At 71.3% G+C, this 22,539-nt stretch carries 24 protein-coding genes; 13 read left to right on the top strand and 11 right to left on the bottom strand.

What is annotated here, in order from left to right; translation table 11 throughout:
• Nucleotides 1-56 precede the first annotated feature (56 nt).
• Nucleotides 57-731 carry a nucleotide exchange factor GrpE gene (gene grpE, locus ABD714_RS10745; RefSeq protein ID WP_344812332.1) on the bottom strand — a complete coding sequence of 225 codons (675 nt, stop codon included), beginning with the start codon at nt 729-731 and terminating at the stop codon, nt 57-59.
• On the bottom strand, nt 728-2,599 hold the full coding sequence (gene dnaK / locus ABD714_RS10740; RefSeq protein WP_344812331.1) for a molecular chaperone DnaK: 1,872 nt from the start codon (nt 2,597-2,599) through the stop codon (nt 728-730). Before dnaK ends, grpE begins: the two co-directional genes overlap by 4 nt.
• Before the next feature lie 275 nt (nt 2,600-2,874).
• Between dnaK and ABD714_RS10735 the strand changes: the two genes are divergently transcribed.
• Nucleotides 2,875-3,798, top strand: coding sequence for a phosphotransferase (locus ABD714_RS10735; RefSeq protein ID WP_344812330.1), 924 nt, complete (start codon nt 2,875-2,877; stop codon nt 3,796-3,798).
• 9 nt (nt 3,799-3,807) lie between these two features.
• On the opposite strand, the gene ABD714_RS10730 is transcribed toward ABD714_RS10735, so the two are convergent.
• Nucleotides 3,808-4,143, bottom strand: a complete 336-nt coding sequence (locus ABD714_RS10730) for a VOC family protein (RefSeq protein ID WP_344812329.1) — start codon at nt 4,141-4,143, stop codon at nt 3,808-3,810.
• Nucleotides 4,144-4,147: 4 nt separating this feature from the next.
• On the opposite strand from ABD714_RS10730, the gene ABD714_RS10725 reads away from it, so the two are divergent.
• Entirely contained in the window at nt 4,148-4,363 is a 216-nt protein-coding gene (locus ABD714_RS10725) for a hypothetical protein (protein ID WP_344812328.1), read from the top strand.
• Between the two features lie 36 nt (nt 4,364-4,399).
• On the opposite strand, the gene ABD714_RS10720 is transcribed toward ABD714_RS10725, so the two are convergent.
• On the bottom strand, nt 4,400-4,837 hold the full coding sequence (locus ABD714_RS10720; RefSeq protein WP_344812327.1) for a protein-tyrosine phosphatase family protein: 438 nt from the start codon (nt 4,835-4,837) through the stop codon (nt 4,400-4,402).
• A 47-nt stretch (nt 4,838-4,884) separates the two neighbouring features.
• The gene (locus ABD714_RS10715) at nt 4,885-5,535 is read right to left on the bottom strand and encodes a pyridoxamine 5'-phosphate oxidase family protein (protein WP_344812326.1); all 651 of its coding nucleotides are present in this window, start codon (nt 5,533-5,535) and stop codon (nt 4,885-4,887) included.
• 41 nt (nt 5,536-5,576) lie between these two features.
• Here ABD714_RS10715 and ABD714_RS10710 point away from each other — a divergent pair, with 41 nt between their 5' ends.
• The 4 genes from ABD714_RS10710 (at nt 5,577) to eutC (ending at nt 9,666) form a co-directional block, all read left to right on the top strand.
• Nucleotides 5,577-5,903 carry a putative quinol monooxygenase gene (locus tag ABD714_RS10710; protein ID WP_344812325.1) on the top strand — a complete coding sequence of 109 codons (327 nt, stop codon included), beginning with the start codon at nt 5,577-5,579 and terminating at the stop codon, nt 5,901-5,903.
• 115 nt (nt 5,904-6,018) lie between these two features.
• Nucleotides 6,019-7,431 (top strand): ethanolamine permease, encoded by a 1,413-nt coding sequence (gene eat / locus ABD714_RS10705; protein WP_344812324.1) that lies wholly within the window; start codon nt 6,019-6,021, stop codon nt 7,429-7,431.
• Nucleotides 7,428-8,846: an ethanolamine ammonia-lyase subunit EutB gene (locus ABD714_RS10700; protein WP_344812323.1), complete on the top strand. Its 1,419-nt coding sequence runs from the start codon at nt 7,428-7,430 to the stop codon at nt 8,844-8,846. The genes eat and ABD714_RS10700 overlap by 4 nt, the downstream gene beginning before the upstream one ends.
• Nucleotides 8,839-9,666 (top strand): ethanolamine ammonia-lyase subunit EutC, encoded by an 828-nt coding sequence (gene eutC, locus ABD714_RS10695; protein WP_344812322.1) that lies wholly within the window; start codon nt 8,839-8,841, stop codon nt 9,664-9,666. Before ABD714_RS10700 ends, eutC begins: the two co-directional genes overlap by 8 nt.
• Nucleotides 9,667-9,699: 33 nt before the next feature.
• Here the strand turns inward: eutC and ABD714_RS10690 are convergent, their stop codons facing one another.
• Nucleotides 9,700-10,194, bottom strand: coding sequence for a phosphoribosyltransferase (locus ABD714_RS10690; RefSeq protein WP_344812321.1), 495 nt, complete (start codon nt 10,192-10,194; stop codon nt 9,700-9,702).
• Nucleotides 10,195-10,350: 156 nt separating this feature from the next.
• Between ABD714_RS10690 and ABD714_RS10685 the strand changes: the two genes are divergently transcribed.
• The 3 genes from ABD714_RS10685 to ABD714_RS10675 all read left to right on the top strand — a co-directional run bounded on the left by ABD714_RS10685 (nt 10,351) and on the right by ABD714_RS10675 (nt 13,344).
• Nucleotides 10,351-10,869, top strand: a complete 519-nt coding sequence (locus ABD714_RS10685) for a DoxX family protein (protein WP_344812320.1) — start codon at nt 10,351-10,353, stop codon at nt 10,867-10,869.
• A 181-nt stretch (nt 10,870-11,050) separates the two neighbouring features.
• Nucleotides 11,051-11,785, top strand: coding sequence for a response regulator transcription factor (locus ABD714_RS10680; RefSeq protein ID WP_344812319.1), 735 nt, complete (start codon nt 11,051-11,053; stop codon nt 11,783-11,785).
• Nucleotides 11,785-13,344 carry a sensor histidine kinase gene (locus tag ABD714_RS10675; RefSeq protein WP_344812318.1) on the top strand — a complete coding sequence of 520 codons (1,560 nt, stop codon included), beginning with the start codon at nt 11,785-11,787 and terminating at the stop codon, nt 13,342-13,344. Before ABD714_RS10680 ends, ABD714_RS10675 begins: the two co-directional genes overlap by 1 nt.
• 39 nt (nt 13,345-13,383) lie before the next feature.
• Here the strand turns inward: ABD714_RS10675 and ABD714_RS10670 are convergent, their stop codons facing one another.
• Complete coding sequence (locus tag ABD714_RS10670) at nt 13,384-15,252, bottom strand: ABC transporter ATP-binding protein (protein WP_344812317.1); 1,869 nt, start codon at nt 15,250-15,252, stop codon at nt 13,384-13,386.
• A 201-nt stretch (nt 15,253-15,453) separates the two neighbouring features.
• Here ABD714_RS10670 and ABD714_RS10665 point away from each other — a divergent pair, with 201 nt between their 5' ends.
• The 3 genes from ABD714_RS10665 (at nt 15,454) to ABD714_RS10655 (ending at nt 19,206) form a co-directional block, all read left to right on the top strand.
• Nucleotides 15,454-16,761, top strand: a complete 1,308-nt coding sequence (locus ABD714_RS10665; protein ID WP_344812316.1) for a glycosyltransferase — start codon at nt 15,454-15,456, stop codon at nt 16,759-16,761.
• Between the two features lie 10 nt (nt 16,762-16,771).
• Nucleotides 16,772-17,734 carry a non-homologous end-joining DNA ligase gene (gene ligD / locus ABD714_RS10660; protein ID WP_344812315.1) on the top strand — a complete coding sequence of 321 codons (963 nt, stop codon included), beginning with the start codon at nt 16,772-16,774 and terminating at the stop codon, nt 17,732-17,734.
• Between the two features lie 125 nt (nt 17,735-17,859).
• A complete protein-coding gene (locus tag ABD714_RS10655; protein ID WP_344812314.1) occupies nt 17,860-19,206 on the top strand; it encodes a GntP family permease in 1,347 nt (448 codons plus the stop codon).
• 103 nt (nt 19,207-19,309) lie between these two features.
• Here the strand turns inward: ABD714_RS10655 and ABD714_RS10650 are convergent, their stop codons facing one another.
• From ABD714_RS10650 to ABD714_RS10640, 3 genes are all read right to left on the bottom strand, one after another.
• Nucleotides 19,310-19,732 carry a VOC family protein gene (locus ABD714_RS10650; RefSeq protein ID WP_344812313.1) on the bottom strand — a complete coding sequence of 141 codons (423 nt, stop codon included), beginning with the start codon at nt 19,730-19,732 and terminating at the stop codon, nt 19,310-19,312.
• 10 nt (nt 19,733-19,742) lie between these two features.
• Nucleotides 19,743-20,177 (bottom strand): helix-turn-helix domain-containing protein, encoded by a 435-nt coding sequence (locus ABD714_RS10645; RefSeq protein WP_344812312.1) that lies wholly within the window; start codon nt 20,175-20,177, stop codon nt 19,743-19,745.
• Between the two features lie 61 nt (nt 20,178-20,238).
• Entirely contained in the window at nt 20,239-20,850 is a 612-nt protein-coding gene (locus ABD714_RS10640; protein WP_344812311.1) for a hypothetical protein, read from the bottom strand.
• Nucleotides 20,851-21,066: 216 nt separating this feature from the next.
• On the opposite strand from ABD714_RS10640, the gene ABD714_RS10635 reads away from it, so the two are divergent.
• On the top strand, nt 21,067-21,420 hold the full coding sequence (locus ABD714_RS10635; RefSeq protein ID WP_344812310.1) for a nuclear transport factor 2 family protein: 354 nt from the start codon (nt 21,067-21,069) through the stop codon (nt 21,418-21,420).
• Between the two features lie 132 nt (nt 21,421-21,552).
• On the opposite strand, the gene ABD714_RS10630 is transcribed toward ABD714_RS10635, so the two are convergent.
• Nucleotides 21,553-22,506, bottom strand: a complete 954-nt coding sequence (locus tag ABD714_RS10630) for an ABC transporter substrate-binding protein (RefSeq protein ID WP_344812309.1) — start codon at nt 22,504-22,506, stop codon at nt 21,553-21,555.
• Nucleotides 22,507-22,539 lie beyond the last annotated feature (33 nt).

Below are 22,539 nucleotides of genomic sequence, written 5' to 3'. Positions count from 1 at the left end.
TCGTCGTCTCCATGGTCGGGTGTCGGGCGGCGTGGAGGCCACCCGACACCCTCTCGTCAGCGCTGCTCGTCGTCGGACGGGACATCGGCTGCTTCCGCCGCAGCCTCGGGCGAGGCGGCACCGGCCGCCGGTGCGTTCGGGTCCGGCTCCGCCACGGCGACCCGGGCCGGCCGCACCACGCGGTCGCCGATCCGGTAGCCCGGCTGCAGGATCTCCACGCAGGTCGGTCCGTCGATCCCCTCGGCGTGCGCGTGCAGCAGCGCCTCGTGGATGTGCGGGTCGAAGGGATCGCCCTTGGTGCCGTACGCCTCCAGGCCGTAGCGGGCGGTGACCCGCTCGACCTCGTCGGCGACGGCCTTGAAGCCGCCGCTGAGCTCACCGTGCTCACGCGCCGAACGGACGTCGTCCAGCACCGACATGAGGTCCTTGAGCACGGCCTCGACACCGCTCTTGCGGGCGACGTCCCGGTCACGGTCGACCCGGCGCTTGTAGTTGACGTACTCGGCCTGCAGACGCTGCAGGTCGCCGGTGCGGTCGGCCAGGGCCTGGGTGAGCCGAGCGACCTCCTCGTTGCTCACCGAGGTGTCCGCGCCCGCCGGGTCGGCCGGACCCCCGGGGCCGGGGGCCGCTGCGGACTGCGGCTCCCGGACCTGGTAGGTGTCCGGATCGATCCGACGTCGGTCCCGGATGGTCGGTCCGGTGTTCTCGGTCTCCGAAGCTGGGTCGGTCACTTGGTCCCCGTGTTCTGGTCGTCGTCCACGATCTCGGCGTCGACAACGTCGTCGTCGGCACCGTTGGTGCTGTCGGCGCCACCGGTGGTCTCACCGTCGGCCGCCGGAGCCTCGGACGCGCTCTGCGCCTGAGCCGCGGCGTACATCGCCTGGCCCACCGCCGCACTGGTGGTGTTGACCTTGTCGACGGCCGCCTTGACGGCGTCGATGTCCTCACCCTCCAGCGCGGTCTTCAGCTCGGCCAGCGACTCCTCGACCGGCGTCTTCACGTCGTCGCCGATCTTGTCGCCGTTCTCGCTGAGGAGCTTCTCGGTCCGGAAGACCAGGTTGTCGGCCTCGTTGCGCAGCTCGACCGACTCACGCCGCTTCTTGTCCTCCTCGGCGTGCGCCTCGGCGTCCTTGACCATGGAGGCGATGTCGTCCTTGTTCAGGGCCGACCCGCCGGTCACGGTCATCGACTGCTCCTTGCTCGTGGCCAGGTCCTTGGCGTGGACGTGGACGATGCCGTTGGCGTCGATGTCGAAGGCGACCTCGATCTGCGGCACACCGCGCGGGGCCGGCGGCAGGCCGGTCAGCTCGAAGTTGCCGAGGGACTTGTTGTCCCGGGCGAAGTCACGCTCGCCCTGGTAGACCTGGATCATCACCGACGGCTGGTTGTCGTCGGCGGTGGTGAACACCTCCGACCGCTTGGTCGGGATGGTGGTGTTCCGCTCGATGATCTTGGTCATCACGCCGCCCTTGGTCTCGATGCCGAGGCTCAACGGGGTGACGTCGAGCAGCAGGACGTCCTTGACCTCACCCTTCAGCACGCCGGCCTGCAGGCTGGCGCCCAGAGCGACGACCTCGTCCGGGTTGACGCCCTTGTTGGGCTCCTTGCCGCCGGTCAGCTCCTTGACGAGCTCGACGACGGCCGGCATCCGGGTGGAGCCGCCGACCAGGATCACGTGGTCGATCTTGCCGACGCTGATCTTGGCGTCCGAGACGACCGCGTTGAACGGGGTGCGGCAGCGGTCGAGCAGATCGGAGGTGAGCTGCTGGAACTGCGACCGGGTCAGCTTCTCCTCCAGGTGCAGCGGGCCGGACTCACCGAGGGTGATGTACGGCAGGTTGATCGAGGTCTCGCTCGCGCTCGACAGCTCGATCTTCGCCTTCTCCGCGGCCTCCTGCAGACGCTGACGGGCGATCTTGTCCTGGCTCAGGTCGGTGCCGTTCTTGTTCTTGAACTGCTTGACCAGCCAGTCGACGACCCGGGAGTCCCAGTCGTCGCCGCCGAGGCGGTTGTCGCCCTTGGTGGCCTTCACCTCGAAGACGCCGTCACCGATCTCCAGCAGGGACACGTCGAAGGTGCCGCCACCGAGGTCGAAGACCAGGATGGTCTGCTCGGTGTCGCCCTTGTCCAGCCCGTACGCCAGCGCGGCGGCGGTCGGCTCGTTGATGATCCGGTCCACGGTCAGACCGGCGATCTCGCCGGCCTCCTTGGTGGCCTGCCGCTCGGCGTCGGAGAAGTACGCCGGGACGGTGATGACCGCGTTGGTGACCTGCTCGCCGAGGTAGGCCTCCGCGTCGCGCTTCAGCTTCTGCAGCACGAAGGCGCTGATCTGCTGGGGACGGTAGTCCTTGTCGTCGATCTTGACCTTCCAGTCCGTGCCCATGTGGCGCTTGACGGAGCGGATGGTGCGGTCCACGTTGGTCACGGCCTGGCGCTTGGCGACCTCGCCGACCAGCACCTCGCCGCCCTTGGCGAACGCGACGACCGAGGGCGTGGTGCGAGATCCCTCGGCGTTGGGGATGACGGTGGGCTCTCCACCCTCGAGGACGGCGACGACCGAGTTGGTCGTCCCGAGGTCGATACCGACTGCACGAGCCATAGTTCTTCAATCCTCCGGTGTGGAAGTGGGTTTCCTTGAGTCTGTGACGCTCAACCTAGTACATGAGCGTACCTGACTCAACCCTGGCTCCACCCGGACTATTCCACCCTGAGCGCTCACGGCTCAGGTCGCAGCCGAACCGCCGGCGGCCGGTGGGACTTTCCGACCACGGGCGGCTTGCGCACCCGCTCGTGCCGCCACGGCAGCCCATGTTCCGACCAGTGGCGGCTTCCGACCCCTCCCTCGGCGGCCAGGATCGTCGTAGATTGCCGGGCGTGGACCTGTCCGTGCTCGGCACGCCGCTCCGGCCACCGACCCGGATCCACGGCGGGTTCGCCAACCGGGTCTACCGGCTCGACACCGACGAGGGCTCGTACGCGGTGAAGGAGCTGAACCTCACCAACCGCCGCTGGCGCTACCGGGCCGAGGACGTGTTCCGGTTCGAGCGGGCCGCCTTCGCCGCCGGTATCCCGATGCCCGAGCCGATCGCTGTCGATCCGCGCACCCTGGTCCACCGGTGGGTGGACGGTGAGCGGGTGCCGGAGGAACCGGTGGCGCCGGCGTACGCGTTCGAGGTCGGCGAGATCCTGGCGCGACTGCACGCCCTCGCCATCGCGTGGGACCCGGAGCCGGCTGACGAACCGACACCGCGGGACTGGCCTGCGCTCGCCGCACGGGCCACGGCAACCAGCCGCCCGTGGGCCGGCGAGCTCGCCGCCCGGGTCGAGGTGTTCCAGACCATCGCCGACTTCGTGGACGGTTGCGTGCGGCCGGGACCGGTCGTCCTGACCCACTCCGACGTCCAGCCGTGGAACCTGCTGGCACGCGACGGCCGACCGGTGCTGCTCGACTGGGAGCTCTCGGGGCTGCTCGACCTCTCCGGCGAGCTCGGGTCGACAGCGCTGGGACTGGCCAAGGGTCCTGGCTTCGACGACGTCCGACCGACCGTCTTCCGTGCCGTCCTCGACGGTTACGTGGCAGGCGGCGGCCGACTGCCGCCCTCGGGACCCAGCTGGTTCGCGTACGTGATCGCCGGGTGGCTTGGGCACACCCGGACGAACGTCCTCCGTTGCCTGACCGGTGTCGAGGCGATCACGGGACCCGAGCTCGCCCTGTCCGACGAGATCGCCCGCGCCGGGATCTGTGGGCTGCCGGAGCTGTTCAGCCGCCGCCGGGACCTGGAGGCCCTGCTCCCGTGACCGGCTCGCTCACCGGCCGCTGACGGCGACGTAGTTCCCGTCCGGGTCCGACAGCAGCAGCAACCGCGCACCCCCGCCGAGCTGCGGCCCGTCGTGGTCGACACCGGCGGCGGCGAGCCGGGCGGCGAACGCGTCCAGATCGGAGTCCTCGATCACCATGGCACTCCTCCCCGCCCGGGCCGGATCGAGCCAGACCTGGACACCGAAGGTGCCGGCGAGGTGCCACTCGAGCAGCCCGTCCATCGGCCGGGCGTCCGGCCCGCCGCTGAACACGGTGGCGTACCACCGCTCGGCGACCTCGATATCGGTGACGACGGCCTGAGCCAGAAGACGGTGAAAGGTCATACCGGTGGTGACCCGCCGGCGGCGTCCGACTCATCGGCTCCTGACCAGGCGCTCCACACTCAGAGGATGGGCGGACCTCCGTGCCGAGCTCGACGGCCTGATCAAACCGTTGGCCGCCCGCCGCCGGATCGGTCAGCACGCGAACCGCCCGGCCGACGCCGAGCCGGTCTCCTTCCTGCTCATGACCGTCCCGGTCCCCCGGACCGAGCACGGCGGCTGACCGGTCCCCGGTCGGATCGCCGGCCGGGTCACCGACTCAACCGGACAGGTCGAGCTCGGTGACGAACCGGCGCTGTCCCGGTGTCTCCACCGCGCCGGGACGGTAGTGGTCCCGCGTCCAGGCCACCGCCTCGCCGGCCGGCACGCCGGCCAACCGGGCGAGCACGGCGATCGCGGTGCCGGTCCGACCGATGCCGCCGGGGCAGGCGATCTCGACCCGCCGGCCTGCCGCCTCCGCATGGACGCGACGCAGTGTCTCGACCGCGGCGACGGGATCGCGGGGACGTCGGAAGTCGGACCAGCGGATCCAGATCGACTCCCAGTCCGCCTCCTCGGGCCGGCGACCGGACAGGTAGACCCCGAGCTCGGGCGGCTCAGCCGACGCGACGAGATCCCGTCTCAGACCGCGGCCACGGACCCGGCGTCCGTCCGGCAACGTCACCAGACCGGCGGTCTCGTCGCTCCAGGAGCCCATGGCTCCACCTTGGGGTGGCGTCTGCCGACGGGTCAACCGCCAGGATCCTAGGCGGGGCGGCGTTCGCTGACGTGTGCGGGCACGGTCAGACCGGCCTCCAGATCGGGGGCCGGCTCGGCTTCGTCGAACACCGTGCGGACACCGACCACCCCGGCCCAGCGACCGCCCGTCGTCACGTCCGCCGGCTCGTCGTGCGGTGGTCCGGTCCGGATCTTCACGCTGGCCTCGGTCAGCTCCAGGGCGAACACCGACGTGGCGGCCAGCTCTCGCCTGGTCGGCAGCCGGGCGTACGACCAGGACCCCGGGGACAGCTGCTCGGTGACCGCCGCCAGCGCTTCGTTCTGCCGGTCGGGATCGGTGACGCGGTGGGCGGTGCCCAGCACCACGGCACTGCGGTAGTTCAGGGAGTGGTCGAAGACCGACCGGGCGTAGACCACGCCGTCGACGTGGGTGACGGTGAAGCAGACCTCGGCGCCGTCCAGGGTGCGGGCCCAGCCGGCCCCGCTGGAGCCGTGCAGGTAGAGGGTGTCGCCGCGTCGGCCGTACCCCATCGGCAGCACCAGCGGGGCTCCGTAGCGGACCACCCCCAGATGGCCCACCAGGCCGGCGTCGAGGACGGCGTACAGGTCGGCGAGCTCGGCGCGGCCGCGTTCGCTGAGTCTGGTCAGTCGCGTTCGGGGCGTCTCGGACAGCTGCACCCGACCAGCATGGCGGATCCGGCCGTGCCAGAGTGGCGGTCATGAGCGATGCCACCGTGCCCGTGATCGTCACGGCCTACTTCTTCCCCCGTCCCGACGCGCGCGACCAGGTGATCGCCGCCCTGGAGCCGGCGATCGCGGGCGTGCACCAGGAGGACGGCTGTGAGCTCTACGCCATCCACGACGCCCCGGACGGCAGCATCGTGATGCTGGAGAAGTGGACCTCGGTCGAGCTCCTCGATGCCCACGGCCAGGGAGAGCCGGTCCGGCGGCTCGGGCCCGCCCTGGAGGGACTGCTCGAGCGTCCGGTCGAGGTCACCCGGCTGGTCCCACGGCCCGTCGGCGACCCGGACAAGGGCGCCCTGTAGACCCCACGGGCAGATCCGGGGGTCGCCGGAATCGGAACGTAACGGCGACGAAACGCCCCGTGGGCACGGCGTGACTAGCGTCGGGTGATCACCTCCCAGCCGGAAGGTCGCAGCCATGGCGATCACCACGTCCACCACGTCCGAGGACGCCGACTACCTGGCGAAGCGGTCGCTGCGCCGCGGCACGGCCGGCTGGGTCCTGCTGGCCGGCCTCGGGGTCAGCTACGTCATCTCCGGCGACTACTCCGGCTGGAACTTCGGTCTGGAGCAGGGCGGCTTCGGTGGTCTGGCCATCGCCGCGGTGATCATCGCGGCGATGTACTTCGCCCTCGTGCTGGGGATGGCCGAGATGTCCTCGGCCCTGCCCGCCGCGGGCGGCGGCTACACGTTCGCCCGCCGCGCCCTCGGCCCGTGGGGCGGCTTCGCCACCGGCACGGCGATCCTGATCGAGTACGCCATCGCCCCCGCGGCCATCGCGACCTTCATCGGCGCGTACGTGGAGTCACTCGGCCTGTTCGGCATCACCGACGGCTGGTGGGTCTACCTGGCGGCGTACGCGCTCTTCGTCGGCATCCACCTGGCCGGGGTCGGCGAGGCGCTCAAGGTGATGTTCGTGATCACCGCGATCGCGCTGGTCGGGCTGCTGGTCTTCGCGGTGGCCGCGGCGCCCCAGTTCGACCCGGCCAACCTGACCGACATCGCGCCGACCGACGCTGCCGGGGCCAGCCCGCTGCTGCCGTTCGGCTTCCTGGGTGTCTGGGCCGCGGTGCCGTACGCGATCTGGTTCTTCCTGGCCATCGAGGGGGTGCCGCTGGCCGCCGAGGAGGCCAAGGACCCGGCCCGCAACGTGCCCCGCGGCATCATCGCCGCGATGGCGGTGCTGCTGGTCACCGGCGCGATGGTCCTGGTCCTGGTCACCGGGGCCGGTGGTGCCGACGCCATGAAGTCCTCGGGCAACCCGCTGGTCGAGGCGCTCGGTGACACCGCCGCCGCCCGGGTGGTCAACTACATCGGTCTGGCCGGCCTGATCGCCAGCTTCTTCTCGATCATCTACGCCTACTCCCGCCAGCTGTTCGCGTTGTCGCGCGCGGGCTACCTGCCGCGGCGGCTGTCGGTCACCAACCGCCGCAAGGCGCCGGTGCTGGCGTTGATCGTGCCGGGTCTGATCGGTTTCGTGCTCTCCCTCACCGGTCAGGGCGCGACGCTGCTCAACATGGCCGTCTTCGGCGCCGCCCTGTCGTACGTGCTGATGATGATCAGCCACATCGTGCTGCGTCGCCGCGAACCGGACATGCCGCGTCCTTACCGCACCCCCGGCGGCGTGGCCACCACCGGGTTCGCCCTGGTCATCGCCGCCCTGGCCGTGGTGGCCACCTTCCTGGTCGACAGCCTCGCCGCCCTGCTCTGCCTGCTGGCCTTCGCCGGTTTCCTCGCCTACTTCGGCCTCTACAGTCGGCACCATCTGGTCGCGAGCTCCCCCGACGAGGAGTTCGCGGCCCTCGCCGAGGCGGAGGCCGACCTGACGTGACCCGCTACACCGCGACGCTCCGCGGCACGACGTACGCGTTCGAGGGCCTGGTCGACCTGCTGGCCAAGGCCACGCCACGTCGTTCCGGCGACGAGCTGGCGGGCTGCGCGGCGAGCTCGGACGCCGAGCGGGTGGCCGCCCAGTGGGCCCTCGCCGACGTCCCGCTGACCACCTTCCTGAGCGAGGAGGTGGTGCCGTACGAGACCGACGAGGTCACCCGGTTGATCATGGACGACCACGACCCGGCGGCGTTCGCCCCGGTGTCCTCGCTGACCGTCGGCGGCTTCCGCGACTGGCTCCTGGAGCGGGCGGCCCGGCCGGACGGCCCGGTGGCGCTGGCCGGTGTGGCGCGCGGCCTCACCCCGGAGATGGTGGCCGCGGTCTCCAAGATCATGCGGAACTGCGACCTCGTCGCCGTGGCCCGCGCCGTCCGCGTGGTCACCGCCTTCCGCACCACCATCGGACTCCCCGGCCGCCTCGGCACCCGGTTGCAGCCGAACCACCCGACCGACGATCCCCGCGGTATCGCCGCCGCGACGTTGGACGGTCTGCTGCTGGGCTGCGGGGACGCGGTGATCGGCATCAACCCGGCCACCGACTCGCCCCAGACCACCGCCACCCTGCTGCACCTGCTCGACGAGATCCGGGAGCGGTACGCCATCCCCACCCAGTCGTGCGTGCTGGCGCACGTCACCACCACGCTGGAGCTGATCGAGGCCGGGGTCCCGGTCGATCTGGTCTTCCAGTCGGTCGCGGGCACCGAGGGGGCGAACTCGGGCTTCGGGGTCGACCTGGCCGTGCTGCGGGAGGCGAACGCCGCGGGCCGCTCGCTGGGTCGCGGCACCGTCGGCGACAACGTGATGTACCTGGAGACCGGGCAGGGGTCCGCGCTCAGCGCCGGCGCCCACCTCGGCGTGGGCGACCGGCCGGTGGATCAGCAGACGCTGGAGACCCGGGCGTACGCGGTGTGCCGGACGCTGGATCCGCTGCTGGTGAACACGGTGGTCGGCTTCATCGGGCCGGAGTACCTGTACGACGCGAAGCAGATCATCCGGGCCGGGCTGGAGGACCACTTCTGCGGCAAGCTGCTGGGACTGCCGATGGGCGTGGACGTCTGCTACACCAACCACGCCGAGGCCGACGCCGACGACATGGACGTCCTGCTCACCCTGCTCGGGGTGGCCGGCGCGGCCTTCGTCATCGCGGTCCCGGGCGCCGACGACATCATGCTCGGCTACCAGAGTCTGTCCTTCCACGACGTCCTCTACGCCCGGCAGGTGCTCGGGCTGCGCGCGGCGCCCGAGTTCGAGCAGTGGCTGCAGCAGCTGGGCCTGGCCGACGACGCGGGGCGGGTGCAACCGATCGACGTGATCGCCTCCCCGTTGCGCCAGCTGACCGGGGGCCGGGGTGGCTGAGGCGGATTCCGACGACGTGCTGGCCACCCAGGAGAGCCCAGCCCCACCGGATGAGGCCGGCGCCGCCGACTTCTGGGACGTGCTGCGGCTGACCACCCAGGCCAGGATCGGTCTCGGTCGGGCGGGCGACGCCCTGCCCAGCCGACGGGTGCTGGAGCTGCGCGCCGCGCACGCCGACGCCCGCGACGCGGTGCACGAGCCGCTCGACGTCGACTCCTTCGCCACCGCCGTGGCCGAGGTCGGGCTGGGGCCGGCGACAGTCGTCCGGAGTCGGGCCGGCAGCCGGAGCGAGTACCTGCGTCGTCCCGATCTCGGTCGGTTGCCGGAGGCCGAGTCGCTGGCCACGATCCCCGGCGGCGAGCACCAGGTCGGCTTCGTGCTGGCCGACGGGCTGTCCCCGCGGGCCCTGACCGACCACGGGGTCGCGCTGCTGGCGGCCCTGGTCGCCGAGCTGCGACCGACCCTGTCCCTGGCCCCGCCGGTGATCGCGGTCCAGGCCCGGGTCGCGCTGGCCGACCACCTGGCCGCGGCGATGGGCGTGGAGACCGTGCTGGTCCTGATCGGCGAACGCCCGGGGCTGTCGGTGGCCGACAGCCTGGGGGTCTACCTCACCTACCGCCCCGGGCCGGGCCGCACCGACGCCGACCGGAACTGCATCTCCAACATCCACCCGCCGGACGGGCTGGGCTACGAGCAGGCAGCCCGGGTGGCAGCCGCTCTGGTGGCCGGAGCCCGGCGGCTCGGCCGCTCCGGGGTGACACTGAAGGACAGCTCGGCAGCCGCGGCGCTGACCGCGCAGGATCAGCGGGTGGTCGGCTGACGCCGGAGTCGGGTGGTGTGCCGGCACCACCGACTAGCCACCGGCGTGGGACGTGCCGGCGGTGACGGGCGGCTCGGCCGACCACGGGAACGTGATCCACAGATCCGTCTCCCGCCAGGAGTGATCGGGTCGGATCACCGTCCGCGGCTTGGTGTAGAGCACGGCCGACCGGACCGACGCCGCGTGCGGCGTCAGCAGCTCCATCACCAGGGCGAGCGTCTTGCCGCTGTCGGCCACGTCATCGACGACCAGCAGGTTCTTGCCGGCCAGCGCGGCGGTGTCCAGCAACGGCTCGAGCACCACCGGCGCCGGCAGCGTCTCCTCGACGTCGGTGTAGAACTCGACGTTCAGCGTCCCCGCCGCCTTCGTCCCCAGTGCGTACGCCAGGGCCCCGGCCGGCAGCAGACCGCCCCGGGCCACCGCCACCACGATGTCGGTGCGGTAGCCCGTCCCGGCGATCTCGGTGGCCAGCGCGCGGCTCGCCACCCCGAAGTCGGACCAGGTCAGCACCTCGCGCTCGTCGGCCATCCCAGCAACCTAGGCGCCCGGCCCAGGTGGCGTGCACGCGGGTCCGCGCGGTGTCGTCCTCGTACGCGCACGTGACGGACGGCGTGGTGCCGGGCCAACGGGGGTGTCCCTGCGTACCGTAAGCGGCAGCCTCACCCTCGAAGGAAAGACAGCGCCATGACCGCCTTCATCCAGGTCCTCCGCGACATCACCCTCCTGCTGATCCGCCTCGGTCTCGGCGGGATCATGATCTGGCACGGACTCACCAGGTGGCTCTTCACCACCGAAGGCGTGCCGAAGTACATCGACTACCTCACCCAGTTCGCGGTGCCCTACCCGATCTACGTCGGCTGGGGATTCACCATCCTCGAGCTGGTCGGCGGCATCTTCCTCGTCCTCGGGGCCCTGACACCGCTGGTGGCGCTGCTGGCGCTGGTGCAGCAGGTCGCGCTGATCTCGTACACGAACTACTGGCGGGGTCCGAACCTGGTCGACGCCGCCGGCGCGTACGTGGGCGGCTGGGAGTACAACGTCGCCCTCGCGCTGCTCGCGCTGACCCTGCTCTGCTTCGGCCCGGGGCGGGTCGCCATCGACCGGCTCTTCCGTCGGCCCAAGAGCACCGAGACCGAGGACGAGACGGCCACCGGCTCGTCCACCACCGCCACCTCCCCGATGGTGAGCGCCTCCAGCTGGTGACCGACTGCTGCTGACCGGCTCCGTCGGTGACGCAGCCCACCGAGCACGACGAGCCACCGGCTCGGTTCGACCCACGCGGTCGGATCGGGCCGGTGGTTCGTCGTTGCGGGTCGGCCGGCTCACAGGTGTGTCACAGTGAAGCCACAGTTCTCACGGAGGTGGCACCTCGACCATGGACGGCATGAGCCGCACGCAGACCTCGCCGGAGCCGATCACCCGTCCCGACGGGACGCCGATCCGGATCCTGGCGGTCGACGACGAGAGCAGCCTGACCGAGCTGCTGTCGATGGCGATGCGCTACGAGGGCTGGCAGGTCTCCACCGCCGCCTCGGGCAACGAGGCGGTCAAGGCGGCCAGGGAGGTGCGCCCGGACGCGATCGTGCTCGACATGATGCTGCCGGACTTCGACGGGCTCGAGGTGATGCGCCGGGTCCGGTCCGAGGATCCCGGTGTGCCGGTCATCTTCCTCACCGCCAAGGACGCCGTCTCCGACCGGATCAACGGGCTCACCGCGGGCGGCGACGACTACGTGACCAAGCCGTTCAGCCTGGAGGAGGTGATCGCGCGGCTGCGGGCCCTGCTGCGCCGCAGCGGTGCGTCGACCGGGCGGAGCGAGTCGCTCCTGGTGGTCGGTGACCTCACCCTCGACGAGGACAGCCACGAGGTGAGCCGGTCCGGCGACCCGATCCAGCTGACCGCCACCGAGTTCGAGCTGCTGCGCTACCTGATGCGGAACCCGCGGCGGGTGCTGAGCAAGGCCCAGATCCTCGACCGGGTGTGGAACTACGACTTCGGCGGCCAGGCCAACGTGGTCGAGCTCTACATCTCCTACCTGCGCAAGAAGATCGATGCCAACCGGGCGCCGATGATCCACACCATGCGAGGTGCCGGGTACGTGCTCCGCCCGGCAGGCTGATGTCCTCACCACCGCAGACCCTCGGCGCTCCGACGACGGTCGCCCCTCCCCAGGTCCTCGGCCCTCCCGCCCCGCCGGTCCCGGCCGGGCACGGGACGTTGGCCCGTCAGCTGGTGCTGCGCGTCGTCGCCCTCGTGGCGCTGAGCGCCGTGCTGCTGTCGCTCTTCACCGCCCTGGCCACCCGGGCGCTGCTCATCGGCCAGCTCGACGAGCAGCTGAACGCCTCCAAGGGCCGCATCATGCGCGGCGACGCCCGCTGGTCCTACGGCGGGCCGGGCAAGCCGCCGCCCGGCATCGAGCTGCCCGGCCAGTCGGTCGGCACGCTCGTGCTGGTCGGCGCCGACGGTGATCTTCCGAGGGCCTCGGTGTTGAAGGAGAGCGGCCGCAAGGCCCAACCCACCTGGGCGAGCGACGAGACCGCGCTCCAGCTGGCCGAGACCGACGCCCCCCGCCCCACCAGCGTCGACCTCCCCGAGCTCGGCCGCTACCGGTACGTGAGCTGGACCAGCGACGACGGGGCGACCTACGGCGTCGGGCTGCCGCTGAAGGAGGTCGACAGCCTGCTCACCAACCTGATCGCGGTGGAGATCGTCCTCGCCGTGGTCGCCGTCGGAACGGCCGCCGTGGTCGGGCGCTCCCTGGTGGAACGGAGTCTCCGCCCGCTCAACCGGGTCGCCGCGACAGCCCAGCAGGTCTCCCGGCTGCCCCTGGACCGGGGCGAGGTGGCTCTCGCCGTGCGGGTCCCGCCGGCCGACACCCATCCCGACTCCGAGGTCGGCCGGGTGGGTCTGGCCCTCAACCACATGCTCAACAACGTCGAGGAGGCCCTGGCCGCCCGGCAGGCGAGCGAGACGAAGGTCCGGCAGTTCGTGGCCGACGCCTCGCACGAGCTGCGCAACCCGCTGGCCGCCATCCGCGGCTACGCGGAGCTCACCCAGCGCAGCGGGGAGGCGATCCCGCCGGACGCCGCGTACGCCATGTCGCGGGTGGAGTCCGAAGCCGAACGGATGTCGCGGCTGGTCGAGGACCTGCTGCTGCTGGCCCGGTTGGATGCCGGCCCGGCGCTGGACATCCGGCCCACCGACCTGAACGCCCTCCTGATCGACGCGGTCAGCGACGGCCGGGTCGCCGGGCCCGAGCACTCCTGGTCGCTGTCGCTGCCCGAGGCTCTGGTGGTCGTGCCGGCCGATCACTTCCGGTTGCACCAGGTGGTGGCGAACCTGCTGGCCAACGCCCGCACGCACACGCCGGCAGGCACCAGCGTGCAGGCCCGGCTCCAGACGGACGGTGAACGCGCGGTGATCACGGTGGCCGACAACGGCCCCGGCATCGCCCCGGACATCGTCGACCGCGTGTTCGAGCGGTTCACCCGGGCCGACACCAGCCGGGTCCGTGCGGCCGGCGCCCCCCGGGGCGCCAGCACCGGGCTCGGCCTGGCCATCGTCGCGGCGGTGGTGGAAGCCCACCACGGCACCGTGACCGTGCAGAGTCGGCCCGGTGACACCCGGTTCGTGGTCAGTCTCCCGCTGGCCGAGGTGACCACCCCGATCCTGGACTGACGGGCCCCGCCGGCGACGACGCAGCCACCGGTGAGGTCGTCACCCCTCCTGCGTGGCGAACTGGGTCTCGTACAGCTCGGCGTAACGACCGCCCGCGGCGAGCAGGTCGGTGTGGCTGCCGCGTTCCACGACCCGCCCGTCCTCGACCACCAGGATGAGGTCGGCGGCCCGGATGGTCGACAGCCGGTGAGCGATCACCACCGCGGTCCGACCGGCAAGGGCCTCCCCGAGCGCTGCCTGCACCGCGGCCTCCGAGGTGGAGTCCAGGTGCGCGGTGGCCTCGTCCAGGATCACCACCCGCGGATGGGCCAGCAGCAGCCTGGCGATGGTCAGCCGCTGCCGCTCGCCGCCGGACAACCGGTAGCCCCGCTCGCCCACCACCGTGTCCAGCCCGTCCGGTAGCGAGGCGATCAACGCCTCCAGCCGGGACCGGCGCAGCGCCTCCCACAGGTCCGCCTCGTCCGCCTCCGGTCGGGCGAGCAGCAGGTTCTCCCGGACCGACTCGTGGAACAGGTGACCGTCCTGCGTGACCATGCCCAGGTTCTGCCGGAGATCGGCGAAAGCGATGTCGCGGACGTCCACGCCGCCGAGCCGCACGGACCCGTCGTCGACGTCGTACAACCGGGCGACCAGCTGGGCCATGGTGGACTTGCCGGCCCCGGACGACCCGACGAGGGCGACCATCTGCCCGGCGCCGATCTCGAAGCTGACGTCGTGGATCACGTCCACCCCGCCGCGGGTGTCCAGCACGGCCACCTCCTCCAGCGAGGCCAGCGACACCTTCTCCGCGGACGGGTAGGCGAACGTCACCCCGTCGAAGCGCACGGACAACGGTCCGTCGGGCAACGGCACCGGCCGCTCCGCCTCCGTGATCAACGGCTTCAGGTCCAGGATCTCGAAGACCCGCTCGAAGCTGACCAGGGCACTCATCACCTCGACCCGGGCGGAGGCCAGTCCGATCATCGGGGCGTACAACCGGGTGATCAGCAGCGCGAGGGTGACCACGGAGCCGGCGGTCAGGCTTCCGCGCAGCGCGTACCAGCCGCCCAGACCGTAGACCAGCGCGAGGGCGAGGGCGGAGACCAGGGTGAGAGCGGTGACGAACACCGTCTGCACCATGGCGCTGCGGACGCCGATGTCGCGGACCCGGCGGGCCCGGAGGGCGAACTCGTCGGACTCCCGCTCCGGCCGGCCGAACAGCTTGACCAGGGTGGCTCCCGGCGCGGAGAAGCGCTCGGTCATCTGGTTGCCCATCACCGCGTTGTGGTTGGCCGCCTCCAGCTGGAGCTGGGCGAGCCGGCGCCCCATCCGGCGCGCCGGGACGACGAAGATCGGCAGCAGCACCAGGGCCAGCAACGTGATCTGCCAGGACAGGGCGACCATCACCACCAGCGCGAGGACGAGGGCGACGATGTTGCTGACCACCCCGGAGAGGGTCTCGGAGAAGGCGCGCTGGGCGCCGATCACGTCGTTGTTGAGTCGGCTCACCAGGGCACCCGTCCGGGTCCGGGTGAAGAACGCCACCGGCATCGAGAGCACGTGGTCGAACACCGCGCGACGCAGATCGAGGATCAGGTCCTCCCCCAGCCGGGCGGACAGCCAGCGCTGCAGCAGACCGAGACCGGCCTCCGCGACGGCGATGACGCCGATGGCGATCGCGATCTGGAGCACCTGGGCGAACGGGGCGGCGGCGAAGATCATGTTGACGACCCGGCCGGCCAGCAGCGGGGTGGCCACGGCCAGGAAGGCCCCGACCACGCTGAGGACGAGGAAGCCGACCAGTGGCGTCGTGTGGGGGCGGGCGAAGCCCATGATGCGCCGGACGGTGGCCCAGCTGAACGGTCGCCGATCCTGCTGCGCGGTCCTGATGTGGTACAGCGAGCTCCAGGCGGCGGACTGGATGCTCATCGGCGGGACCCTGCCGGTGCGGGGCGCGTACGTGGTGCGCGGGCGGCGGTGGTCATGGCGTCACCGTAGAGCGGGGTTCTGACAGCATGCCCGCCAGCATGCAACCTCGAGTCGACTCGAGGTCAACCCGGCGCCCGATCTCACACGTCCGCCACAGTCCGGAGCGGAGGTCGGCACAGCCCGGCGGCAGACGGTGAGGGCATGACCACCACGGCACCCGTGCTCGCCCCACCCGCCCTGCAGATCGTCGACCGGCACCAGCGCTCCCCCGTCGCGGTCGAGATCGTCGTCCCGGTCCACGACGAGGAGGAGGACCTCGCCGCCTCCGTGCGCAGGCTGGACGCCTACCTGGCGACGGAGGTCCCGTACCCGTGCCTGATCACCATCGCCGACAACGCCAGCACCGACAGCACCTGGGAGATCGCGCAGCAGCTGACGACGGAGTCACTGCGGGTCCGGGCGGTGCGGCTCGACCGCAAGGGACGGGGGCTGGCGCTGAAGGCGGTGTGGTCGGTGTCCTCGGCACCGGTGCTGGCGTACACGGACGTGGACCTGTCCACCGATCTGCGGGCCCTCCTGCCCCTGGTGGCGCCGCTGATCAGCGGGCACTCCGACGTGGCCATCGGCACCCGGCTCGCCCGCTCGAGCCGGGTGGTGCGGGGACCGAAGCGGACCTTCCTCTCCCGCAGCTACAACCTGCTGCTCCGGGGCACGCTCGCGGTCTCCTTCTCCGACGCCCAGTGCGGGTTCAAGGCGGTGCGGGCCGACGCGGCGGCGCGGCTGCTGCCGCTGATCGAGAACACCGGCTGGTTCTTCGACACCGAGCTGCTGGTGCTGGCCCAGCGGGCCGGTCTGCGGATCCACGAGGTGCCGGTGGACTGGGTGGACGACCCCGACAGCCGGGTCGACGTCGTCGCCGCGACTCGGGAGGACCTGGCCGGGATCGCCCGGCTGGCCCGGGGTCTGCTCACCGGTCAGCTCCCGGTGCAGCGGCTGCGCGCGGAGCTGGCCGCCCGGGCGGACGTGCCGTCGGTGGTGCCCGGGGTGCCCCGACGCCTCACCGGTCAGGTCGTCCGGTTCGCCGCGGTCGGGGTGCTGAGCACCGTGGCCTACCTGCTGCTCTACCTGCTGCTGCGCCAGGTCGCGCCCGCGCAGATCGCCAACGTCGTCGCGCTGCTGGTCACCGCGGTCGCCAACACGGCGACGAACCGGCGGCTGACGTTCGGCATCACCGGCCGGGGTAGGGTCCTGACCCACCACCTCGGCGGGCTGACCGCGTTCGGCGTGGGCCTGATGCTGACCAGCGGTTCGCTGGCCGTGCTGCACCTGCTGTCGCCGACACCCGCTCGGGTCCTCGAGGTCACGGTGCTGCTGCTCGCCAACGCCGTCTCCACAGTCGTCCGGTTCGTCGTCCTCCGGCAGCTGATGGATCGACCTCGGCGGTCCGAGCGACCTGACCCCGCCGACGACGACGCGGCGGCGGAACCGGCTGTCCGCGCTGAGCCGTAGTCTCGGTCCCGTGGCGGCGAAGGCGGACGGACGGATCGAGCTCGAGGTCGGCGACCGGGTGGTCAAGATCAGCAACCCGGACCGGATCTACTTCTCCGCCCGCGGCGAGACCAAGCTCGACCTGGCCCGCTACTACCTGGCCGTGGCCGACGGGATCGTCAACGCGCTCTACCACCGGCCCTGCATGCTGCACCGGTTCCCCGACGGCGTGGACGGGGAGAAGGTGCACCAGAAGCGGCTCCCCCGCGGGGCGCCGGAGTGGGTCGAGACCGTGCGGGTGCACTTCCCGCGCTATCAGCGCTACGCCGACGAGCTCTGCGTCAGCCACCCCGCCGACGTGGTCTGGGCGGTGCAGATGTCCACCGTCGAGTTCCATCCCTGGAACTCCCGGCGCGACGACACCGAGTCCCCCGACGAGTGGCGGATCGACCTGGATCCGATGCCGGAGGCGGGTTACGACGACGTCCGCCGCGTGGCGCTGGTCGTCCAGGAGGTGTTGGCCGAGCTGGGCGCCGTCGGCTACCCCAAGACGTCGGGCGGCAAGGGGCTGCACATCTACGTCCGCATCCCGCCGGTGCACGGTTTCGCCGACGTCCGTCGGGCGGCCTGGGCGTTCGCCCGCGAGGTGGAACGGCGGTGCGCCGGGCTGGTCGACCTGACCTGGTGGCGCAAGGACCGCGATCAGGCCAGCATCTTCGTCGACTACAACCAGAACGCCCGGGACCACACGATCGCCAGTGCGTACTCGGTCCGGGGGACGCCGCTCGGAGTGGTGTCCACGCCCGTGCGCTGGGACGAGATCGCGGACGCCGATCCCCGCGACTTCACGATCGCCACGGTGCCGGCCCGGTTCGCCGAGCTCGGGGACCTGCACGCCGACATCGACGACCACCCGTACGCGCTGGACACGCTGCTGGAGTGGGCTGAGCGGGACGAGCGGTCCGGGAAGGCACCGGCGGAGCCGACCGACTGAGTCACCGCGTCGGCCCGATCCGCTCGTCGGCAGCGAGGCGACCCCCCTGGTGAGTCGCCGCTGCCGGGCCATAGGTTGCTCACCACAGGATCCGAGGAAGACCGGCAGCGCGGGAGAGCAACGTCATGGTCGTTCTGCACACCGTCATCGCCATCGTCGCGGTGATCGTGCTGATCATCCGGTTCAAGGTGGACCCGGTGATCTCGCTGGTGATCAGCTCCCTCTACCTCGGGCTGGCCACCGGGGTCGGGTTCTCCGAGACGATCAAGGCGATCACCACCGGCTTCGGCGAGATCATGACCAAGGTCGGTCTGCTGATCGGCTTCGGGGTGCTGATCGGTTCGCTGCTGCACGCCTGCGGCGTGTTCGGTCTGCTGGTCAACGCCCTCGTCCGGGTGGTCGGCGCACGCCGGCTCCCGTACGCGATGACGTCGACGATGGCGCTGATCTTCCCCTCGATCTACGTCGACGTGCAGGTGGTGCTGGCTTCCCCCATCGCGCGGACGGCCGGTCCGGCGATCGGTCCGACCGGCGTCGCCCGGATGGCCGGGGCCATCGGGGTCGGCATCTTCTCCGGCTACGTGTTCGTCGTCCCCGGTCTCGCCGCGATCTCGATCGCCGGCCTCCTCGGTGTGCCGCTCGGCACCTGGCTGCTCTTCGGGATCGTGCTCGGACCGGTCACCGCCATCGTCACCACGCTGCTGTTCGGCTGGCTGCTGCGGATGCGCTACTGGAAACCGGAGGTGGACGAGGTCGACGAGGAGAACGTGATCGAGCACGCCGTGCCCGAGCCGACGAAGGTCGGTGCGCGACCGCCGGTGCCGCTCGGCGTCGGGATGCTGCCGATCATCGTGCCGCTGCTGATGATCGCCACCGCAGCCTTCCTGGGTCTGGTCGGCATCAAGTCCGATCTGCTCTCCTTCATCGGCAACGCCAACGTGGCCCTGTTCGTCGGTCTGCTCGGGGCCTACGTGCTGACGCGACGGAGTCTGGGCATGAACCGCACCGGTGAGGCGATGAGCGAGGGCTTCCACACCACCGGCGAGATCCTGCTGGTGACCGGCGTGGGTGGCTCGCTCGGTGCCGTGATCGAGGCGACCGGCCTGGGTGACGTCCTCGCCCAGCTGTTCACCGCCGACGCGGGCGCCCCGATCGTGATCACCATCCTGCTGGCCTGGTTCGTCGCCGCGGTCCTGCACCTGGCCATCGGCTCGGTCTCGGTGGCCGCCATCACCGCCGCCGGCATCCTGGCCCCGATCCTGGCCTCCCTGGACGTGGCGCCCGTCGCCATCGGCCTGGCCATCGCCTCCGGCGCGATGTTCGCCGTCCACGTCAACAGCAACTTCTTCTGGATGTTCAAGAGCCTGCTGGGCCTGTCCACCCGCGGGGCGCTCAAGACCCTGACCGCGGTGACGGTGATCGGGTCGGTGGTCTCGCTGCCCCTGGTGCTGGTGGTCGCCCTGTTCGCCTGACCGGCGGTGCCAGCGGCGCTCGCCGGCCCCCGGGGTCAGCCCGCGTCCGGCGGGCGGCTCCCGACCGGGCCCGCGGGACGGTCCAGGTGCGCGGTGCCGGCGATCAAGGCGTCGGCGCAGCCGCCATCTGAGCGACGCGGATGTGGTTGCCGAAGGGGTCACGGAAGCCGAAGTCGATCCCGTACGGCTGCTCCGTCGGTTCGTCGGGCAGCTCGACCCCACGTTCCTTCAGCTCGGCATGGGTCCGGTGCGCGTCCGTGGTGGTGAAGAAGAGGTGGCCGCCGCCCGCACCCTTGGAGACGAGGTCACGCACCTGGGCGGCGGTCTCCTCGCTGTAGCCCGGGGGGCCTGGCTTTTCCAGCAGGACGGCGTGGCCCGGGTCGCTCGGCAGCGCGACGGTCAGGAACCTCATCGGACCGAACGCCATGTCGGTCTGGACCTCGAAGCCGAGCTGGTCGACGTAGAAGTGGAGGGCGGCGTCCTGATCAGGGACGAAGATCTGCGTGATCGAGATGGTGTTCAACATGCAGGCAACGCTAGGGGTCGCAGGCAGCGCGAGGCTTCTCCGATCCTGCGGTCTCGGACCCGGGCCGCAACCAGGCCATGGCGAAGCAGGTCGGCACCGGAGCCAGCAGACCGCGCCGGCGGTAGACGCTCGGCGGCTCTCCGACGATGGCGGTGAACACGCGGCTGAACGTGCCGAGACTCGAGAACCCGACCGCCATGCAGACGTCGGTGACGGTCGCGTCGTCGCTGCGGAGCAGGAACATCGCCCGCTCGATCCGGCGCCGCTGGAGGTACCGGTTCGGCGTCTCCCCGAAGGTGGCGCGGAACGTCCTGATGAAGTGGGACTCCGTGACGTGCGCCAGACGTGCCAGGCCGGGCACGTCGAGCGGCTCGGCGTACCGACGATCCATCGCGTCCCGGGCGCGCAGCATCCGGCGGTTGGAATCCTCGCGGGCTCGGCTCACCGCTCCATCATCACCGCTGCCCGAGGTTCGACCATCCCCCCGGTGACGGCGTCGGCCGGACTCAGTCCTCGGACGTCGGTGCCGACCAGAGGGGGATCCCGCGACGGCCGGCCGCCGCGGCGAGCGCAGCGAGGAACCCGTCCACGTCACCCGGCAGAGCGACCGGACCGATCTGCATCAGCACCGGAGGAAGCCGACCGCGGTGGAAGGTGAGCAGCAGCGAGCTGCGGGAGAGCTCGGGACGACGTCCCTCCACGCTGCTCACCAGCCGCTCACCCAGGCGAGCGCCGGGGCTCGCGGGACGCCCGATGGGACCCTGGACACGACGCTCGATGCCGGTCACCTCGGTCAGCGACAGCCTGGTGCCGTCCGCGAGATCCAGCACCCCGTCCGGGTGGAGCGTGGCCAGCACGAGCGAGCCCGTGCCGTCGGGGGTGGACCGTCGCAGGGCGCCGAGCATCAGGACACCGATGGCGCCGACGACCGCAGCGCTCACGGCGAACCCGATCCACAGCAGGCGCCCCACCGTCAGACCGATGACGACCCCGGAGACCACGATCCAGCCGGTGAGCACGAACAGCACGATCGATGTGGTCCGGGCGAACCGGTGCTGGCTGGCCAGCCGCGTGGGGTCGCCCCGCAGCACGTGGTCGCCGACCAGTCCGTTGCTCACCCGCCCATCCTGCCGAACGGTGGGGCCGACGTCAGCCGGCCGGGCGAGACCTCTCGACGTCAGACTCCCCCCGCCACCTGGTCGGGGTCGCCCTCGGCGACCAGTCGTCCACGATGGGCACGACGGGCAGCACCGGCCGACCGGAGTTGCGTACGGTGGTCGGGTGAACCTTCGTCGGGGAGAACTCGTGCGCGACGCGACTCCAGGACGACTGACGTGACGACCTCGGCGGTGCTGTTGGACCGCATGCTGCAGGAGGTCTTCAACGAACCCGACACCGCCCGCCGGGAGACGGTCATCGCCGAGGTGTTCGCGGAGGACGTCGTGTTCACCGACCCGGAGCGGACGGTGTCCGGACGCGCCGATCTGGCGGCTGCGGTCACGGGGCTGCTCGCCCAGGGACCGGGCTTCGTCTTCACCCCGGCCGGGCCGTTCCGGGGCGTGGGCAGCCTGGGCATCCGGGCCTGGCAGCTCGGTCCGCCCGGCGGGGAGCCGGTGCTCGGCGGGACGGACGTCATCGAGGTCGTGGACGGACGCATCGCCAAGCTCTGGACGATGCTCGACAGCTGACCGGCTGCTGAGAGCTCTCCCCGACCGCGAGGTCGGCTCGGCGGGTCGCGCCCCGGCAGCCCGATCGGGGTGAGGCTTCCGCACGCTGGAGGTGAGACAGCCCCGCCGACCTGCGTCCGGCGGGGCGGTGGGTCAGGCCAGGCCCTTGGCCTTCAGCCACTCGGCCGCGACCTGGTCGGGGTCGGAGTTGTCGGCGTCCACTGACGTGTTCAGCGCGGTGAGCTCCTCGGTGGTGAGGGCCTTCTGCACCGCGTTGATCGCCTCCACCGCGGTCGTGTCCGAGGCCACGTCGGCCCGGACCAGCGGCACCACGTTCTGCGGCAGGATCATCGACTGCGGGTCGTCCAGCTTCACGTAGCCGTTGTCCGGGATCGCCGCCTCCGTGGTGAAGAAGCTCGCGACCTGGATCTTGTTCCCGTTCAGGTCCTTCACCTTCACCGCCGGCGACGCGTACGGCTTGAACTGCTGGAACTTCGCGCCGTAGATCTTCTCCAGACCGGGCGGCCCGTAGGCACGGTCCTGCAGCTCGGCGGGTCCGCCCAGGATCGAGGTCGCCGAGATCTTCTTGAGGTCGTCCAGCGAGGTGATGCCCTTCTCCTGGGACGTCTGCTTGGTCACCACGTAGACGTCCTGGTCCTGGGCCCGCGACGGCTCCAGCACCGTCAGGTCCGACCCCACGGCGCTCGGCAACGCCGACGCGATCTCCGCCTCGGTGGTCGCGGTCGCGGCGGGATCGAAGTGGAGCAGCAGGTTGCCGGTGTACTCCGGGACCACGGAGACCGAGTTGTCCTGCAGCGCCTTGATGTAGACCTCACGGGAGCCGATGCCGGGCTTGGTCGAGGCGTCCCCGCCCTTGGCCTTGATCGCCTGGGCGTAGAGCTCGCCGAGGATCTGGCTCTCCGTGAAGTCGGCCGAGCCGACGATGATCGCGCCCGCGGTGCCGCCCGACCCGCCCGTCTCCGTCGAGGGCTCCGCCAGCGGGTCGGAGCCGGCTCCACAGGCGGCCAGGGCCAGGGCCGCGACCCCGAGACCGGCGACTGCGAACGTCCGCTTCCCCCGGCCGAGCATGCGATGCGTGAGAGTCATGTCGTGCACTCCGTCTCCTGCCGCCCTGGGGGG

The sequence above is a fragment of the Microlunatus aurantiacus genome, assembly GCF_039536605.1.
GTDB classification, from domain to species: Bacteria; Actinomycetota; Actinomycetes; order Propionibacteriales; family Propionibacteriaceae; genus Microlunatus; species Microlunatus aurantiacus.
The sequence above is the reverse complement of the archived record's forward strand: the minus strand, read 5'-3'. Positions and strand labels throughout refer to the sequence as shown.